Consider the following 18,466-nt stretch of genomic DNA (forward strand, 5'->3'; position numbering starts at 1 on the left):
CACCGTCAGACGGCGATCAACACACCGAAACGGAGGTCGCCTGAAACACCCCGATCCACAGGTATTGACAATTGCTCCCGGCAGGTGGCGTGGTAGCGGTGCTGCATCGACTTCGGGTCGACAAAAGACTTGGCCGTTGCCTCTACCTGTCACGGATATCAGGTACCACTCAGCTCAGTTCGGCGAGTATCTCTGCGACCAACTGGTCAGCGGTCATCCCCAACGCGCTGCTGAGACCCACAAGGGTCGACAATGTTGGGTTTGCCGGACTCCGCTTGTCTCGGTCATTGATGCCGTGCTCCAACAATTGGTAGTGGTTACGCGCTATTCCTGCTGCATGGGCCAGAGCCTCCTGAGTGAGGCCGCGTGCCGATCTCAATTCAAGGAGCCGACGGCCGAGGGCATCGCCTAATTGCCTCTCGATGTCTGACTCTGGCACCCCTGCAATCTGCCGATGACCAGCGACAAGGTCGACCAGATAAATATGGCTCTCCACGATGGCCGTCCACTCTTACGTGCGTTCAAGCCGGAGTGCTCGAACCCACCGCAGACGATTTGCGGCGTTGCCGCCATAGCCATATCGATCTGGCTGTAAGCTCCCATCAGTCGGTTTAGCCACATATATATGGCCTCCCGACGAGTGAAGGGAGCGCCGGGGTGGCCAGTCGACATGTCTGACGGTTGGCATAACCCTGCGCGCAACGCGGGCTCGTGCGGAACCGGTTCACAGACGGCAGGAAAGGCCTCGGACCGGTCAACCGGGGAGGTCGGATGCTGCTAGAAGAACTCAAATCAGGACTTCGAATAGAAGGCCTGATCCCCGCTGAAGTCGTCACGGTGCTTGCCGCCCAACAGCACGGCACAGAGGCCGTCGAGCTGACGTACCGAACCAACAACGGCACGCTCGGACAGCAAGTGGTATTCCGCAAGGACCAGGACCAGCTACGAGTCGCCGCGACGGGTAGCCGGCCGTTCGACTCATCTGCGTCCGACTACAAACTGGTCGCCGAGGCGCAAAGAATCAGCCTCGCAGGGCTTTTCGACCCCATGCTGGCCGTCGCCACCAGCGACGTGCGACCGCTTCCGCATCAGATCCGCGCCGTCTACGGTCAGCTCCTCCCGCGCACGCCGCTACGGTTCTTGCTTGCGGACGATCCCGGCGCCGGCAAGACCATCATGGCCGGCTTGTACATCAAGGAACTTCTGCTGCGCGACGACGTCCGCCAGTGTCTGATCGTCGCTCCCGGCGGCCTGGTGGAGCAGTGGCAGGACGAGCTGTTTTTCAAGTTCGGACTGCGGTTCAACCTGCTGACCAACCAGCGCATCGATGAGAACGTCAACCTCAACGTCTTCGAGACCAATCCATTGCTGATCGCTCGCATGGACCAGTTGTCCCGCAATGAGGAACTGCAGGCCCAGCTCAAAGAAACCGAGTGGGACCTGGTGATCGTCGATGAGGCGCACCGCATGGGCGCCCACTATTTCGGCGGAAAGCTGGAGAAGACCAAGCGCTTTCAGCTCGGTGAGCTGCTCGGACGGATCACCCGTCACCTCCTCTTGATGACGGCCACGCCGCACTCGGGTAAGAACGAAGACTTCAATCTCTTCCTGACCCTCCTGGACCGCGACCGGTTCGAGGGCAGGAACACCAAGACCGCCGACACCTCCGACATCATGCGGCGCATGGTCAAGGAGGACCTCCTGACCTTCGACGGCAAGAAACTCTTTCCGGAGCGCCGCGCCCAAACCGTGCCCTACGAGCTGACTGCACTTGAACATTCGCTCTACGAGCAGGTCACAGCCTACGTTCGCGAAGGCATGAACCGCGCCGACCGCGTGGGCGGAAAGCGTAAGAACACAGTCGGATTCGCACTCACTGTGCTGCAGCGACGGCTCGCTTCCAGCCCCGAGGCGATCTACAAGAGCCTGGTCCGCCGAACCGAGCGACTCGAACGCAAGAAGCAGGAAATCGCCAACGGCACCTACGCCGAAAGCGAACCCACCGTCGACGTCGGTGCCCTCGACGCCGACGACTACAACTCCGAAGAGATCGAAGCGCTCGAAGAGGAACTGCTCGATGCGGCCACCGCTGCACAGACCGTCGAAGAACTCGACGCCGAATTGCTCGAGTTGGCAGAGCTCACCCGAGCCGCCAAAGCAGTGCGCGATTCCGGGACCGATCGCAAGTGGACCGAGCTGAGCAACATCCTTCACGACGAGGCGTTGACAACAGACCCCAACGGATGGCCGCGCAAGCTCATCATCTTCACCGAACATCGCGACACCCTTGATTACTTGGCGGGCAGGATCCGATCACTCCTCGGGAAACCCTCTGCCGTGCAGGCCATTCACGGCGGAGTGCGGCGCCGCGAGCGCCGCCAGATCACCGAAGAGTTCACCAAGAACCGGGACTGCCAAATCCTGCTGGCCACCGACGCCGCCGGCGAGGGACTCAACCTGCAGGCCGCACACCTGATGGTCAACTACGACCTTCCCTGGAACCCGAACCGGATCGAACAAAGGTTCGGACGCATCCACCGCATCGGACAGGAAGAAGTCTGCAGGCTGTGGAACATCGTCGCCAGCAACACTCGTGAGGGCGACGTCTTCGTCCGGCTGCTCGAAAAGATCGAAGAGCAGCGAGAGGCCTACGGCGGCAAGGTTTTCGACGTCCTTGGCGAGGCGTTCAACGAGACGCCGCTGCGCGACCTGCTGATGGAAGCGATCCGCTACGGCGAACTGCCCGAGACTCGGGCCAAGATGCAGCAGGTCATCGACCACAACGTCGCCGACGGCCTCAAGGAGCTGCTCGAAGAGCGCGCGCTCGCGTCCGACCATCTCGCCGAGGCTGAGCTGGAAAAGCTGCGCGCAGCCATGGACGACGCGCGAGCACGCCGCCTACAACCTCACTACATCGAGATGGCCTTCAAAGCGGCGTTCTCCCGTCTCGGCGGACGGATCGCCAAACGCGAACGCGGCCGGTACGAAATCAGCAATATCCCAGCACAACTGCGCGACCCCAAGTTCGGGCCCATTCCCACCAAATACGACCGCGTGACCTTCGACCTCGAACACGTGCATTCGGACGAACTGGCCCGCGCCGACTTGCTCGCCCCAGGCCACCCGCTCCACGACGCGGTGATGCACGAAGCCATCCGTCGCTTCGGGGAAACGCTCACCAACGGAACAGTATTGGTGTCTGCGACGCTCGATGAGCCGCAGCTTCTGGTCGGCGTCACCGAAGAGGTCGCCGATGCCACCGGCGCTTCGGTGTCCAGACGGTTCGGATACGCGTACGTGGACAGCCAGGGCTCCGTGAGCCCAGCCGGCCCCGCACCCTATCTGGACTGTGTTGCCGCGCCCGAGACGCCGGCAGTAGCCGCGGCCCGCCAGCTGTCCTGGCTGGCCGACGCAGAAGACCGCGCCACCAGCTGGATCATCACCACGCGCCTGCCCCAGTACCTCGCCGAGGTACAACCGCGCCGGGCTGCCGAACTCGCCAAGACGCGCGAGTTGGTGACCAAACGCCTTGAGGGCGAACGCGACCGGCTGCTTCTCGATGCCGCCGTGGCATCGGAGAAGGAACAGTCGGGGGCGAAGCCAAAGGAATCCGCGGAAAGCCTGAATCGCAAGGCTGTCGAGCTCGACGCCCGGCTGCGTAAACGGCTGGAGTTGTTGGATCGGCAGGCACTGATGTCGACCAAACCCCCGCGCATCGTCACCGCCGCACTGGTACTTCCTGTGGGCATGGTCGATGCCGACCTGCCGACCTCCGTGCCAATGCACGCCAAAGAGACCAAGGAAGTCGAGCGCCGCGGGGTCGATCTGGTGCTTGCCGCCGAACGGGCGCTGGGCCGCGAGCCGGTCGAGCAGGCCTTCAACAACAAGGGCTTTGACATCTTGTCGGCAGATGCCGACGGGGAAACCTACCGCATCGAGGTGAAGGCCCGTATCGACGGTGCCACCGATTTCTTCGTCACCCACAACGAGGTGATGCTCGGCAAGAATGCCGCGCCACGGTATCGGCTCGCCCTGGTGCGGGTTGACCCGCGCGGCGTCGAGTACGACGACGTGCGCTACCTCGACAATCCTTTCGCCTCAACGGATCTCGGCGACTTCGACGCCACCGGCGTACGCGGCGATTGGAAGAAGATGTGGGCTAAAGGAGTGGACCCGTTCTGATGACAAAAACCAAAACAACGGCAGGGCCTGTCTACAATCGCAAACTCATCGAGGTGGCGATTCCCCTGGAGGCGATCAACCGAGAGGCGGCGTACGAGAAAGTTCCAGCGATCCGCCCCCATCCGCGCACGTTGCACTTGTGGTGGGCTCGGCGACCGAACGTAGCAGCGCGAGCGGTGCTGTTTGCCCAGCTTGTTGATGACCCGAGCGCACATCCAGATGAATTCCCAACCGACGAGCTCCAGCGCAAGGAGCGCGACCGCCTGCATGCGCTGATCGAGCGATTGGTCGTTTGGAGGAATTCATGGGATGAATCGCTTATGGCCGAGGCCCATGCAGAAATTCTCAAATCGACGGATGGGAATCCCCCACCCATCCTCGACCCGTTCGCCGGCGGCGGCACCATTCCCCTGGAGGCTCAGAGACTCGGCCTCGAGGCCCACGCGTCGGACCTGAATCCCGTTGCGGTGCTGATCAACAAAGCACTGATCGAGATTCCACCAAAGTTCCGCAACCAGTCGCCGGTGTTCCCACTGTTGGCCGACTCGGAGATCCGCTCGTGGAAGAGCGCCGACGGACTCGCCGCTGACGTGCGTGCCTACGGAGCGTGGATGCGCGATGAGGCAGAAAAACGGATCGGGCACCTTTACCCCAAAGCGACCCTGCCAGGCGGGTCAACCGCAACCGTCATTGCATGGATTTGGGCTCGAACCGTTACGTGTCCCAACCCGGCGTGCGGTATCGCGATGCCGCTGGTCCGCAGTTGGTGGCTCGGCAAGAAGAAGGGTAAAGAGGCGTATGTCGTGCCGTCGGTGGTCGACGGAAAGGTTCATTTCGCTATCGGCCACGACCCGAAGTCGACACCGACCGCTGAGACCGACGGCACGGTCGGGCGCACTGGTGCCGCATGCATCGGTTGCGGATCAGCGGTTGAGCTGAAATACATTCGCGCCGAAGGGCGAGCGGGACGGATGGGTTCTCAGCTCATGGCGACTGTCGCGGAAGGAGATCGCGCACGCGTCTATCTTGGACCTACACCTGACCACGAGGCGGCAGCCCACGTGCCAGATCCAGACGACGTACCGCGAGGCGAGCTCCCAAACAACCCTCGCGACTTCAAGACTCGGAACTACGGCATGACCACGTTCGCCGATTTATTCACATCGCGACAGCTCACCGCACTCACCACATTCAGCGACCTGGTCGCCGAGGCCCGCGAACGAGTACTCGCAGACGCCATTGCCTCAGGAATGCACGAAGGCGACCGCCTCGAGTCCGGCGGAACCGGTGCCGCCGCGTACGCCGACGCGGTAGCGACCTACCTTGGGCTAGGCGTCAGTCGTACTGCCGATCGTTCGTCGACAATCGCAAGCTGGGATTCGTCACTGGGCAAGGTTCGCAACACCTTCGGCCGGCAAGCGATCCCGATGACCTGGGACTTTGCGGAGGCCAACCTCTTCTCCTCGTCAACCGGAAACTTCGTCAGCCAGTTCGATTGGATTACTGATGCTTTCGAAAACGGACCCACCCAAATCGATGGGACAGTGAGGCAAGTCGACGCGACAACCGCCAATTACGAGAACGCGGTCGTCTCCACAGATCCGCCGTATTACGACAATATCGGTTACTCGGATCTGTCCGATTTCTTCTACATCTGGCTTCGTCGCTCAGTGCGCGCGATTCACCCCGCCCTCCTGTCGACAATGTTGGTTCCGAAAGCGGAGGAATTAGTCGCAAACCCGTACCGGCATGCTGGCAGCCACGGTGCACGCGAATTCTTCGAGGACGGATTTCGACAAGTGTTCGCCCGTGCGCGGATCAGCGCGTCGCGGCACTATCCGATCACCGTCTACTACGCATTTAAACAGAGCGAGACAACGGAACGCGGAGAGGCCTCGACAGGGTGGGAGACGCTTCTCGATGGAATGATCCGCGCAGGTTGGGAGATAACCTCGACCTGGCCACTGCGGAGTGAGCAGGGCTACCGAATGATTGCCAGCGGTTCTAATGCTCTCGCGTCTTCAATCGTACTGTCGCTCCGACCGCGGCCGGAGGGTGCCGCGGCGATCGACCGTCGAGGACTAATTACCGCGCTCGAATCCGAGTTGCCCGAGGCACTCCGCAACCTTCAACAAGGGCAGGTTGCCCCTGTCGACCTACCCCAAGCCGCCATCGGCCCAGGCATGGCTGTGTTCTCCCGGTACTCGGCAGTGCTGGAACCCGACGGCTCCAAGATGTCGGTGCGTTCCGCGCTGGCGCGGATCAACGAGATTCTCGACCAGGTGCTCAACGAGCAGGAAGGCGATTTCGACTCGACCAGCCGATTTGCCATCGCCTGGTATCGCCAACATGGCTACAGCACAGGCACCTTCGGTGACGCCAACAATCTGGCCAACGCCCGTAACACCTCCGTCGACACCATGGATCGCGACGGCATCTTGATCAGCCGCGCCGGCAAGGTCCAGCTGATCAAGCCGGCAGACCTGGCCATCGACTACGACGTGCTCACCGATCTGCACACCAGCAACTGGGAAGTGCTGCATCACTTGATCAAGACGCTCGAAGGCGAGGGCATCACGCCCGCCGGCGAATTCCTTCGTACCGCATTGAGCCGGCCGGATGCCACCATCGACGCCGATCTGGTGAAGGAACTCGCGCACCTGCTCTTCCGGATTGCCGAAAGTAACGGCTGGACAAAGGACGCGCTGAGCTTCAACAGCCTCGTCACCAGCTGGCCCGAAATCATTGACGTGGCACGGGCAGATGCACCGGCGGCAAGCGCGCAGGGAACTTTGGACTACGACGAGGGGGACGACTGACATGGCACTGAGCAATCGGGACCGCATCAACCGCATGTTCGAGGTCATCGCGCCCGCCTTGGACGATTTCATTTCCTCGGTGATCGGGCAGGGCGACCCGGCCATCGGTGCCGCCTGGCCCAAGCTTGTACAGAACAAAGACTCGAAAAACGGCGCCCCGTCATCCAAGACATATGAACCGCTCGACCCTCAGGTCCAGTTGCGGATGCTCACCGAAAGCAATGTCACCGGCGGGTTCAGGAAGGGCTGGTACCCGTTCAACGAATCGCTCGGCAGGGCCGGCGAGTCATTCGCGATCGAGCTGCGCGAGGCGCGAAACACCTGGGCACACAACGGCTCCTTCAGCGACGACGATGCCTACCGAACGCTCGACACCGCCGAGCGGCTGATGCGATTGATCGGTAGCGGCACCGAAGCCGACGAAGTCCAAACCATCAAGCGGAACCTGCGCCGGGTCACAGCCGACAAGGACGACAAGAAGGTACTCAAAGCCGCAGTCGACAACCCTGAGGCCACCGGGCTCAAGCCGTGGCGCGAGGTGCTGCCGCCCCACGACGATGTCGCGACGGGCAACTTCGCGTCCTCAGAATTCGCGGCCGATCTGCACAAGGTCGCCTTTGGCGGAGAACAGGATTCGGACTACGCCGATCCAGTGACCTTCTTCCGGCGGACCTATCTGACCGAAGGCCTGACCGACCTCATCGGCCGAGCCGTCAGGCGTTTGTCCGGCGATGACAACGCGCCGCCGGTGATCAACCTGCAGACCAACTTTGGTGGCGGCAAGACACACTCGATGCTGGCCTTGTGGCATGTCGCCGCCGGGCTACCGGTAGGTGACTTCCCACAAGAAACGGCTGACTTGCTGACCGCCAACGGCTACCAGGCCGGGACGGTCAATCGCGTCGCGATCGTCGGCAACCACTTCAGCCCCGCCGGGGAACCGAAAACCGACGGACCGCACGTCAACACCATCTGGGGCGAGTTGGCCTGGCAACTGGGCGGCGCCGCGGGTTACGCGCTTGTCGCCGAAGCTGACTCGAATCGAACTCCACCGGGCGCAGCCCTGCACGAGCTGCTGGCCAAGTACTCCCCCGCGGTCATCCTGGTCGACGAATGGGTCGCGTACGCCCGCTCACTGGTCGGACGTGACGACCTTGCGGGCGGCACGTTTGACGACCAGTTCACCTTCGCGCAGTCGCTCACCGAAGCCGCCAAAGGAACATCTGGCGTATTGCTGGTCATTTCGATACCGGCTTCCAATTCCATCGACAGTTCGGAGCCAATTGCCGGAAGCGCCGAGGAAGTCGGCGGCTCCAACGGATTGGAAGCCCTGCATCGACTGCAGCGAGTCGTCGGCCGCGTCGCCGACCAGTGGCGCCCTGCCTCATCGCTCGAGGCCTACCAAATCGTCCGGCAACGGCTCTTCCAGTTACCCGATGCCGCCGCGCTGGCCTCGATCGGAGCCACCGCACGCGCCTATGTCGACTTCTATCGCAAGTACAGCGACGATTTTCCGCGAGAATCCCGCGAGCCGGCCTACGAGGACCGCATCAAACGGACCTATCCCATTCATCCCGAACTCTTCGATCGCCTCTACGAGGAGTGGTCATCGCTGGAGCGGTTCCAGCGCACCCGTGGAGTGCTGCGTCTGATGAGCACCGTGATCCACGCGCTGTGGACTGGCGACGACTCGTCCCCACTCATCATGCCCGGCTCGATCCCACTGGCGGTCGGACGAGTGAATTCGGAATTGACGAGCTACCTTCAGGATTCGTGGAAGGCCGTGATCGACGCCGATGTCGACGGCCCGAACTCCGAACCGGCCCGCATCGACATTGCCAAACCCCTGTTCGGTCAGCGGTCCCTGACCAAACGCCTGGCCAGAACCGTGTTCTTTGGCGCCGTGCCGACCATCGGATCCGCCCACAAAGGGCTAGAAACCCAACGAGTGTTCGTGGGCACGGCGGTGCCCGGTGACGTTCCCGGCAACTTCCATGCCGCACTGACACAGCTCGGTGATCGAGCGACCTACTTCTACTCAGGTTCCGGCAAGTACTGGTATGACCTCCAGGCCAACATCACTCGCTACGCCAAGGACCAGGCCGAGCGCCTGCACAAGGAAGATGTCTGGGCCGAGATCGCCCTCCGCCTGCAAGCCCAGGCCCGTACCCGCGGTGACTTCGCCGGCGTACATGTGTGCCCGGAATCCAACACCGATATCCCGGATACCGACGAAGCCCGACTGGTGATCCTGCACCCCAAGGTTGCTCATAAGCGCGGCACGGAGTCCGTGGCAAGGACATTCGCGCACAATGCGACTGAACACCGAGGATCGGCCAACCGGACCAACCGCAACATGCTGGTGCATCTGGCCGCCGACGAAGCGCGTCTCGAAGAGCTCGACAATGCGGTGCGCGACTACCTCGGCTGGAGCCAGGTACTTGCCAACGAGGTCGACCTGGGCCTCACCAAGAACCAGAAGGACCAGGCCACCCAGCGACAGGCGGCGGCCGATCAGACAGTCAAATCACGTCTCCTGCAGACATTTACCTGGGCCTTGATCCCGTCGCAGCCGGATGCCGGCGCACCGTTCATCCTCCGTGAGACGAAAGTGGAAGGGCAGTCGGAGTCGCTAGCCGAACGGGTATCCCGACGTCTCGGCAGCGACGGCGATCTGTCAATCCGGCAGGCCGCTGTGACCGTTCGCCTTGCCATCAACAAGGTCCCGCAGATCTGGAAGGACGGGCACGTCGCGCTCGGCGCGCTGTGGGAGCTCTACTGTCAGTATCCGTACATGCCGCGCCTGCGCGATCGAAAGGTGTTGCAGGAAGGCGTCCTTGACCTTCCCCTGATCTGGGAGACCGACGCCTTTGCGTTGGCGACCGGCTACGAAGACGGCCGGTACGTCGGCCTGTGGATTCCGGGTGACACGAACTCGGCGCCGGCCGCGACAGACTCCCTGCTGTTGGTACGCCCCGATGTCGCGACAAAGCAGCGTTCTGAAGAGATTCCTGCACCCGAACCCGGTGACCCTGGTCCCTCGCCGACGACACCGCAGCCGGCCAAGGGACCAGGCGTCGATGTCGGCTTCCCGCCGAACAAGACCCGCTTCTACGGCGTCAAGACCCTCAGCTCCGACAAGATTGCACTCGATTTCAAGAACATCGCCGACGAAGTCATTGCCAACCTGCGGGACCAGGGAATCGACCTGGTGGTGCGGATCGAGATCGAAGCGGTCAACTCCAACGGCTTCGACGAGAACAAGATTCGTACGGTCGCCGAGAACGCCAAGACGCTGAAGTTCGATCAGTCGGGGTTTGAGGAGAGTTGACGCTCAGGGTACCCGGTCCGCCGCCACGAGGTCGAGCAGTCGGCGCATGCGCGCCACCACCCCAACGTCTTCGGCCAACTCGACGGCCTGAGCCAGGTCCTTGGCAACCTCTCCATGCGGATCTGCGGTCACGGCAGCGATGATGCGCTTCCAATGCATCAGCGATCCGCGGTCAATCGCCGTCGTGATCCCTTCCACGCCCCACGTCTCTACGGGGTCATCGGGGGTGACGATCAAATTGCGAAACTTCAGTGCGGGCACCTCTACCCCTCACATCGCATCTGCGATCGCACGGCACTGCAGCACGACGCGGCCCCAGTCCGTCCACGGCTCACGCAGTGCCTTGTAGCCCGCAAGCTGCATTGTCACCCGGGAATCTTTCGGGCGTGGCTCGCTGAGTTGCCGCAAAATCTGTGAAGCCACGCTGTCCGGACCCGCGTTCACGTCTGCGTAGAAGCTGTCGATATGACTCAATATCGATGCGGCCCAGTCGATTCCGAACGTGTCCGACAGCGCTGCCACATCAAGGTAATCGCGCACCTGATTGCGTCGCACGATAAGCCACGCCTTGACGCGTAACGCCTCTTCCGCCGTCGGCACCCGGATAGTTTGGCCTGACCTCAACGAAACCTCTTCGACCTCAAGAGGAACCGTGCGGATCATCTGCCGGACACCGGCCTCGATTCCACCCAGTTCGCCGAGGATGATTTTGCCGGGCTTCGCGCGGTTGAATACCCACTCGGGGTCGGATTCTAGCGCATCCAATACCGAGTCGAACCGCTGCTCCAGATCACGCAGGACATGGTCGTGATCGAAGGAGTCTCGATGTCGCGCATGATAAGCCGCTGCCGATCCGCCGACCAGCACGGCATCAGGAACCAAACGCTGTAGTCGCGCGGCCGATTCCAGCACAGCGTCGAGGTCGTACACATGCCAACCGTAGCGCTAACCGTAGCGCCATGCCGGAATACCCTTTCATCCCGTAGCACGCACCCATGGTGTATCGTTGGTGTATGGCCCGCACAAACATCGACATCGATGACGAGGCATGCGAGGTCGTCATGCGCAGGTTCCACCTGACCAGCAAGCGCGATGCGGTGAACTTCGCGTTGCGTAATCTCGCGCAGGAAGCACTGGACCTCAAAGCGGCGCGGGAACTCAGAGGGTCTGGATGGGATGGCAATCTCGATGAACTGCGCGGCGACCGCGCCCGATGATCCTCGTTGACACGTCAGCCTGGGTCGAGTTCCTACGGAACACCGGAAGCAGTGCCTGCGAGCGCGTCGACGAGCTGCTCGCGCAGCCGATCGCGATCTGCGCTCCCATCCAGATGGAGATCCTCGCCGGTTCCCGAGATGAGCACCATTTGAGAGACCTCCGCGGCCTTTTGGCGCGGGCACAGACCCTGCCCACCGCACCCACTGACTACGAAGACGCCGCAGCGATTTACCGTGCCTGCCGGCGCCGGGGTGAAACGGTGCGCAAGCTGATCGACTGCCTCATCGCCGCACACGCCATACGTGAGCAGATTGCAATCCTGCACTCCGACAGCGACTTCGATGCGATTGCCCGACATACATCGCTACAACTGGATACCTGACCGCGCCCGGCCAGACCCAGTCGACATCAGCAGTTCAACCGCTGCGCCGATCGGTATCCGCTCCTGCTCCAAGCGGAGGCCATCTCGAAGCACGACGTCCAGTGCTGCGCGCTCGGTTTGGGTGAGCCGCGCCGCGTCCACCGACCCACCCCCACCGTGTGGCACTGCGAGATCGCGCCAGCGGTCCACACTGTCGCGATCCATCAGCAAGCTCTCACACGGACATTCAGCCCGGAAGCGGGCCAGGATATCGAACCCGTCCGTGTCGAGGTCCCCCCAGTAGAGAACACGGGATGCAGTCCGCAGCCACGGGAATCTGGCTACCGCGGTCGCATGGTCACCCCAACCGAACACGGCAACGGTGCCCGGTATGTCAGGCAGCGCTTCGAGAGTCTGCAAGTTTTCGACAACCAGTACCTGGGATGGCGCAAGGGCAAGGTCCGCAAGTTCGCGGTCCGGCGCTGCGAAAATACGCGGAAGACCTTGCCGCAAAGCAGGATCAGCGATGACGACCGCGCGCAGCAGTTCACGCTCCCGCAGTCCCAGATGGTCAGGCACACCGAGTGGCACCGCGAGCGCGGTCACGGCGATACGGTGAGCGCCCAGCCATTTGGTATCGACGCCAGGAATCGGCAGCTGCCGCATCAGCAGTCCGGAGTCCGGGTGCTGTTGCAGCCAACGAACCACAGCCAGGAGCCGCTCGAAGTCATTGTCGGTCAAGGTATTCCAATACCGGAACGTGGCGGAGAGCACTGCAGGCCAATCCCGACGGTCATCGAGCGCCCGCAACTCAACGCAGCGCTGTTGCAATGAACGCCAGCGTTGAGTCTCCCCCGCGGCAGCGACAATGGCGTCGGCCCCGTCGATGGTCACCGCGACCGGCAGCAGTTGCCTGCCAAGGCTCGGCCACCGTCGCTCCTCCCAACGGACATCGAGACGGGACGCCTGCCAGGCGTGGACCCAGTTCTCGACGACCGCACGATGAGCCGCGACGGCCGCTTCACCAGGGCTACCGAGCCTCATGGTCATCGCATCGGCGACGGCACCGAAGAGCCACGATTTGAGATTGCGGTCCACTGCGCGTCGCGCCTTGGCTGCCACGTCGTCGGGCATCAGCAGCTTGGGCGGCTCAACCATCAGCCGCCTCGCTGATGGACGCGACGCCCAGCCGGGAGGCCTTTGAATCGCGAATCGACACCGTGGCGACGCCACCGACGTAGTCCTGCAGTGTCCGGATCATCTTCAGCGGGGTGGCAAGGACGAGATGAAAACCGAACTGGTCGAAAACATCTGCCGCGCGCCGAGTGTATTCGGGGTCAGATCGGTCGAATGCTTCGTCCAGGATCACGGTGCCGTACTTGGGCACGTCGGCGTCGGATCCGACAAGTTGATACCGAAGGGCCGCCGCCAGGCAGAAGAACACCAGTTTCTGCGCCTGCCCGCCCGACAGCGCATCCGAGGAATCGTGATGATTGACTGCCGTACCCTCCGAATCCATTTCGATCCCGACGAACGTCACGTGCCGCCGAGTATCCAGACAGCGGTTGCGCCACGCCACATCGCCAGCATCGGACGATCCGAGCCGTCCGAGCAGCTCCCGCATCCGCTCGAATCGTTGCTCCTGGGCCTGGCGATCGTCGGCGAGCAGCGACCCCTCCTGCACGCTTGCGATGGCCGCGAGAAATTCCGTCACGTCAGGATGCAGGGAATCGCGGACGTCGATCTTCAGGAATCGGCCGCGGTCGAATTCCGAGTGTGCCAGAGACGAGTTCACCTCGTCGATCCGACGACGGATCTCACCGGGCGCGCGCCGGATTCGCAGCGCGAGCGTGCCAAGATTCTGATTCGACTGCCGGTCGTTGAGGTCGAAAAATCGATTCTCCACGCTGGGCAGGTCATCGGCGCGCAGCCGCCGCAGGAATGCCACAGCATCGTCGGCATAGCCGGGCTCGGCGGCAAGCTCTGGATGTGGCCAACGGTTGAGGTACTGCTGCAGCACGGTCTCGATCGCATGTTGCGCCTGCAACAGCTTCTTCTCGGACGCTGCGTGCTCTGCCCGGATCTGCGTCGCCACCGCTCGTTCGGCGGCGGGAAAACCGTTGAGTCGCAGCGCAGCACGCTTACCCTCGTCGAACCGAGCGCAATAACGCGCGGTCAGTTCGGGCGACGACTCGTCGCTCGCGGCCGCCATCCGTTGCAGTTCTTCGATACGGGAAGCGACGTTTTGGGCATGCAGACGGGCTGAGTACAACGCCTCACGCGCGTTGTCATATGTCTTTTCAGACCGTTCGGTCTCGGCTTGTGCCGCCACCACGGCAGCTTCCAGGCGGTCGATTTCCGCGTCACCACGCAGTGCCGCGAGCCGTTCGGCCACATCGAGACGGTGGGCTTCCGCTGCGACAAGGTCCAGTTCATCCCACTCCACAGCGACGATGCCGGGAGCCGATGCGATCCGGTCTCGGCGGTTGTCGGATTCGGCGCGCGCAGCGTGTTCTCGACGGTGCGCTGAACCGGCATCGTCTTCGGCCCGGCGCAGCCCGTCACGCAAGGCCTGAAGCTTGGCGTCATTGTTCGTGCCCAGTACGTAGTGCCGTCGATCGTCGATCGCTGAGCGGTCGTCCTTGATGTGCCGGTCGCCGTTGCGGGTCTGTCCGGCGCGGGTCACGGCACGGTGGTGTCGTCCGACTTCCCGCGCGTTGTCGACGCGCCGGTAGTCGAAGCTGGAGACGAGTTCGAAATGCAGCCAGTGCTGCCACGGCCCCTCCGCTATCTGAAGCACGTTCACGATCGACTCCGCGCCGACCGCCGAAATTCGGTGGGTGCGATGTAGATCCACGCGCCGCCACACCAACCGCGTACCCAGGTGGGCAGCATCGACGGCGGCCGCGACATCGTCGGCGTGCTCGTCGGCAACCAGCATCGTGCGGCCCAACCCGCCGAGCACGCGCTCGGCAGCGCCCGCCCAAGCGGGGTCGATGACGTCGATCAGTTCACCCGCGAACGGCAATGCCCGTGCGGGCAGCCCCGTCGCCTGCATTACCAGGTTCCGAGCCGCCAGCAGCTTGTGGTCCAGATTCGACTTCTGGCCCGCAAGCGCGGCGATCTGCTGTTTGAGGTCGGTGACAAGTTCGTCGGCACGTGCGGCAGCAAGGATGAGGGCGCTGCGGGCAGCGTCGTGTTCGTCCGCACCAGCCGCGAGTTCTGCTGCTTCCCGTGCGATCTGCGAGCACATGGTGGCAAACTCTTCGGCGGTATCCGGAACCGTTGTGTCCCAGGGCTGCAAGGCCACGTCCAATCGGGCCCGCTGCGTGTCCACCCGACGGACCTGCTCGTCGGCGTCGCTCAACGCATCAGTGAGTTCGCGCAGGGACTGATTTCCGTCGCGCGCACGCTCGGCATCCTTCAACGCTGCGGCAGCGCGGAGCCGGACAGAGCTTGCCTGTTCTTCCCGCGTCACGGCGTCGGCGTGCGCTGCCTCGGCGTCGGTGCGCCAACCCTGCGCCAAAAGAAGTTCGAAGCGCGCAGCCAGCCCGTCAAGTGCTGCCAGCTCCTCGCCCAGTTCCCGGGTCTGTTGGGCTTCTCGGTCTCGAGTCTCGGTCAGACTCTCCAACGGCATCAGTGCGGCGATCTGCTCGCGCGTCTGCACAACTCTGCGGTGCGCCTCGTCGAGGTCAGCGAAGAACTCGACTGCACGACGTGCTTCGGCGAACGTGTCCGGTTCGTCGAGCATGTAGTCACGAAACAACCGATCGAGGCTGTCGAGGCCTTTGGCTGACATGGCGCGATGCAGCAACAGTTGCGCGTTCTCGTCGGCGATCCCCAACCTGGCACGGAGCCGCTGACCGAACTGGGGGTAGCTCTTGTTGTAGAGCACGTCAGGCCAACGCTTCTTCAACCCACGCACGTCGATCCCGTCGGTTACCACGTGTCGCAGTTCGGTGATGTCCAGATGGTGGTCGAACAGCAGGAACGCGCGGCCCGATTCGCCGAGATCATTGCTGCCGCGCTTGAGATGGAAGAGCGCAACCAATGTCGTGACGGTGTCACCAGCGGGATCAGCGGTGGTCATCGTCAACCCGACTGCGCTCCAGGTCGCGCCCTCCCGCAGGTAACGGGACCGCAATTCGCGAGTATCGGTATCGGACCCGCGAGCGTAAGCACCACGGATGTACGACGCCACGGTGCGACCGCGGCCCTGCGCGGCCGCATTGAAACTGAGTTTCGTCGGTGGCACGAGCACCGTGGAGATCGCGTCGAGCAAGGTGGACTTACCCGAGCCGGACGGGCCCGTGATCAGGAAGCCCCGGCGTGCCACGGACAGGTCGTGATAACCGTCGTAGGTACCCCAATTGAACAGCTGAACCCGGGCCAGGCGGTGCTGACCATGCCGGAACACGTCCTCACTCATCGCCGGCCTCGGGGTCGGGGTTGGGGTCACTGTCGGCATCCAGGAGCCGTTGGTACTCGGCTTCGACCAAGGCGACTTCGTCCGCGTCGAACAGTTGGCGAAGCACCGGTGACACTTCGAAACGGCCGGCCGTGTCAGCAGCGGAAATCAGCGAGTACTTCTTCATCTTTTCCCACGACGCGTTGATCCGCTTCCGGAACCCCGCGGCATCGGTGGTGTAGCGGCCACGGTACGGATCCATATCGGCGGCAATGTCGTCGTAGTCGACGATGACCCGCTGCCCAGGCGGTGCCACGAGCAACTGATAACGCAGCGCGAGGACCACCAGCGTGTCCATGAAAGTCAGCATTTCGGTTCGAAGCACCTGCGGCGGAGCGAGTTTGGGATCGTCGGGCGCCGGTTGCGGCCGGGTGAACGCGATGCCGTCGTCCTCGTCGAGGACGAGGTCCAGGAACACGTCGGCCAGGCGACGTTCGATTTCGGTGCGATGCGCGAGAATCGCAGACCATTGCTGCCGATGTGCGTCATGTGTCACCACCGGACCTCGGAGTAGCTGGACCAGCGCTCGCTTGGCCTCGAACGGGAAGATCTCCTCGGGGTTCACCGGTGATCCTCGAATGCGTCGGGGCTGAACGTGATGGTCGGGAGCACAACAGTGCGCCGATCGAAAGCGACGTGTTCGATGGTGTCGGCCGAGATGCTGCCGTGCTCGGCGCCGAGGACCATCAGGCCGACGATACTGGCCAGGCCCTGGGTGGCGGGGAACTCGGTCAGTACCTGTCCGGCGCTGACCGGTCCAGCCGACCCATTGAGCCTGGCGATGATGTTGCTGCGGAGTTCCTCGAAATCGATGTCGGATTCGTGTGCCTGCGCGGCGAGGTCCGCGAAGTCGACCTCATCAGTATCGTGCCGATCGAACTCCGTCGGCACTCGGCCCTCGCCGGGGTTGTGCAGTTTGAGTGCGGCAATCGACCGAATTTGCATGCCGATTCGCGTGAGTTCCAAGTTCATCGGCTTCTCAGGCCGGTGATGGGTACTCACCTGCACAGCAAGCGACTGGCAACGCTGAATCAACTGGCGGAGCCGTCGATGTTCCTCGTACTGGCGCGACAGCACGAAATGGCGCAACGACCGGGACAACAGGATCATGGTCTGCCGCACTGTGGCGGCCTCGTCTTCCAAGCGGGTGAGCAGAGTGCTCAGGTCAAGACGCATTTGAGGAGCCAACTCAGCCGCGAAGTCTCGTGACAGGATGGCGCTGATCGCTTCTTGAAGGCGGGTCGATTGTTCAGCGTCGAGGATCACGTCGTAAAAGCCGTTCACAGAGCGCCCTGCCTCCGAGTCGGCCAGCAGATCGACGCCGCGAAAAACGTTGCCCAACGTTGCACCGCCCTCAGCAGTGTCGTCAAGGATCTTGGCCCGAAGGTCCCGGCTGAGTTCTTCGATGGTCGACCGCACGCGGGCGAAATCCACGGGTACCTCTTGCGCCAGGCCCAACGTCTCGGCCACCCGCTCTTTTGCGGTCTCCGCATCGAGCACCGCGAAATCTCCGCGTTCGACTTCGTCGATCCGCCGCTCGAGAGCATTGCGCTCGGCCTCCAGCAGCGCGAGTCGCGACGCAGAAACAGGGTCCGAATCGCGTTGCAGTGCAATCAGGTTGGCGGCGATCGAACCCAGCCGTGACGCCGACGCAGCACGCTGTGGCGCATCGATCGCATGCACCATCGCCGCAGCGTTCAACGCCGCCGCCGACGGCGTCAACGTCTCGGTCCCCCGCATCTGACCGGGACGACGGATCAAGTAGCCGTCGTGAACCCACGAGGCGACATATCCTGTTGCCGTCGAATCAAATTCGGCGCCCGTCTCGCGGAGAAGTTGGAGATCCTGGTCGAGTTCGGCGACCACCTCGGCGGCTGTGCGCGCACGTCGTTCAGGCGGGAAGTAGCCCTGGACCACGGCGATGATCAGCCCCGCGTTGCGGGCCCTCAGCAGCGACCATTCCGGCGCCTCCTGCTGCAGGCGCCGGAAGCGCAGGACGGTGGATGTTATCGCCATGTTTGGAGACTAATCGCAAGCAGTGACAAGCCTCATCATGGTCGTAAAGTCAGTCATTCGCGGCAGACCAC

General features: G+C 62.8%; 12 protein-coding genes. 5 read left to right on the plus strand and 7 right to left on the minus strand.

The genetic code is table 11. The annotated features are described in order from the left end of the window. Positions 1 to 169 precede the first annotated feature (169 nt). Positions 170 to 496, minus strand: coding sequence for a helix-turn-helix domain-containing protein (locus tag ACJH6J_RS24895; RefSeq protein WP_406804688.1), 327 nt, complete (start codon positions 494 to 496; stop codon positions 170 to 172). Positions 497 to 771: 275 nt separating this feature from the next. Between ACJH6J_RS24895 and ACJH6J_RS24900 the strand changes: the two genes are divergently transcribed. Genes ACJH6J_RS24900 through ACJH6J_RS24910 form a run of 3 tightly spaced genes read left to right on the plus strand, consistent with a single transcriptional unit; the run spans position 772 to position 10,332 of the window. After that, entirely contained in the window at positions 772 to 4,182 is a 3,411-nt protein-coding gene (locus tag ACJH6J_RS24900) for a helicase-related protein (protein WP_406804689.1), read from the plus strand. Next, a complete protein-coding gene (locus tag ACJH6J_RS24905) occupies positions 4,182 to 7,001 on the plus strand; it encodes a DUF1156 domain-containing protein (RefSeq protein ID WP_406804690.1) in 2,820 nt (939 codons plus the stop codon). Before ACJH6J_RS24900 ends, ACJH6J_RS24905 begins: the two co-directional genes overlap by 1 nt. Before the next feature lies 1 nt (position 7,002). Further along, positions 7,003 to 10,332, plus strand: a complete 3,330-nt coding sequence (locus ACJH6J_RS24910) for a Swt1 family HEPN domain-containing protein (protein ID WP_406804691.1) — start codon at positions 7,003 to 7,005, stop codon at positions 10,330 to 10,332. A 3-nt stretch (positions 10,333 to 10,335) separates the two neighbouring features. Here ACJH6J_RS24910 and ACJH6J_RS24915 read toward each other — a convergent pair whose 3' ends face one another. Together ACJH6J_RS24915 and ACJH6J_RS24920 are read right to left on the minus strand one after the other, a co-directional pair. Next, positions 10,336 to 10,593 (minus strand): hypothetical protein, encoded by a 258-nt coding sequence (locus tag ACJH6J_RS24915; RefSeq protein ID WP_406804692.1) that lies wholly within the window; start codon positions 10,591 to 10,593, stop codon positions 10,336 to 10,338. A gap of 9 nt (positions 10,594 to 10,602) precedes the next feature. After that, positions 10,603 to 11,262, minus strand: coding sequence for a hypothetical protein (locus ACJH6J_RS24920; RefSeq protein ID WP_267324969.1), 660 nt, complete (start codon positions 11,260 to 11,262; stop codon positions 10,603 to 10,605). 83 nt (positions 11,263 to 11,345) lie between these two features. Between ACJH6J_RS24920 and ACJH6J_RS24925 the strand changes: the two genes are divergently transcribed. Both ACJH6J_RS24925 and ACJH6J_RS24930 read left to right on the plus strand, forming a co-directional pair. Next, the gene (locus ACJH6J_RS24925) at positions 11,346 to 11,549 is read left to right on the plus strand and encodes a type II toxin-antitoxin system VapB family antitoxin (RefSeq protein ID WP_267324970.1); all 204 of its coding nucleotides are present in this window, start codon (positions 11,346 to 11,348) and stop codon (positions 11,547 to 11,549) included. Continuing rightward, entirely contained in the window at positions 11,546 to 11,932 is a 387-nt protein-coding gene (locus ACJH6J_RS24930; RefSeq protein ID WP_406804693.1) for a PIN domain nuclease, read from the plus strand. The genes ACJH6J_RS24925 and ACJH6J_RS24930 overlap by 4 nt, the downstream gene beginning before the upstream one ends. On the opposite strand, the gene ACJH6J_RS24935 is transcribed toward ACJH6J_RS24930, so the two are convergent. The 4 genes from ACJH6J_RS24935 to ACJH6J_RS24950 are packed head-to-tail and all read right to left on the minus strand — an operon-like array spanning position 11,915 to position 18,395. Next, positions 11,915 to 13,069, minus strand: coding sequence for a DUF3322 domain-containing protein (locus ACJH6J_RS24935; protein WP_406804694.1), 1,155 nt, complete (start codon positions 13,067 to 13,069; stop codon positions 11,915 to 11,917). The two genes, ACJH6J_RS24930 and ACJH6J_RS24935, sit on opposite strands and share 18 nt — an antisense overlap. Next, positions 13,062 to 16,340 carry an ATP-binding protein gene (locus tag ACJH6J_RS24940; RefSeq protein WP_267324973.1) on the minus strand — a complete coding sequence of 1,093 codons (3,279 nt, stop codon included), beginning with the start codon at positions 16,338 to 16,340 and terminating at the stop codon, positions 13,062 to 13,064. The genes ACJH6J_RS24935 and ACJH6J_RS24940 overlap by 8 nt, the downstream gene beginning before the upstream one ends. Next, positions 16,333 to 16,944 carry a DUF4194 domain-containing protein gene (locus ACJH6J_RS24945; protein WP_406804695.1) on the minus strand — a complete coding sequence of 204 codons (612 nt, stop codon included), beginning with the start codon at positions 16,942 to 16,944 and terminating at the stop codon, positions 16,333 to 16,335. Before ACJH6J_RS24945 ends, ACJH6J_RS24940 begins: the two co-directional genes overlap by 8 nt. After that, entirely contained in the window at positions 16,941 to 18,395 is a 1,455-nt protein-coding gene (locus ACJH6J_RS24950) for a DUF3375 domain-containing protein (RefSeq protein WP_406804696.1), read from the minus strand. The genes ACJH6J_RS24945 and ACJH6J_RS24950 overlap by 4 nt, the downstream gene beginning before the upstream one ends. Positions 18,396 to 18,466 lie beyond the last annotated feature (71 nt).

It is taken from the genome of Mycobacterium sp. SMC-18 (assembly GCF_045310895.1).
Taxonomy (GTDB): Bacteria; Actinomycetota; Actinomycetes; order Mycobacteriales; family Mycobacteriaceae; genus Mycobacterium.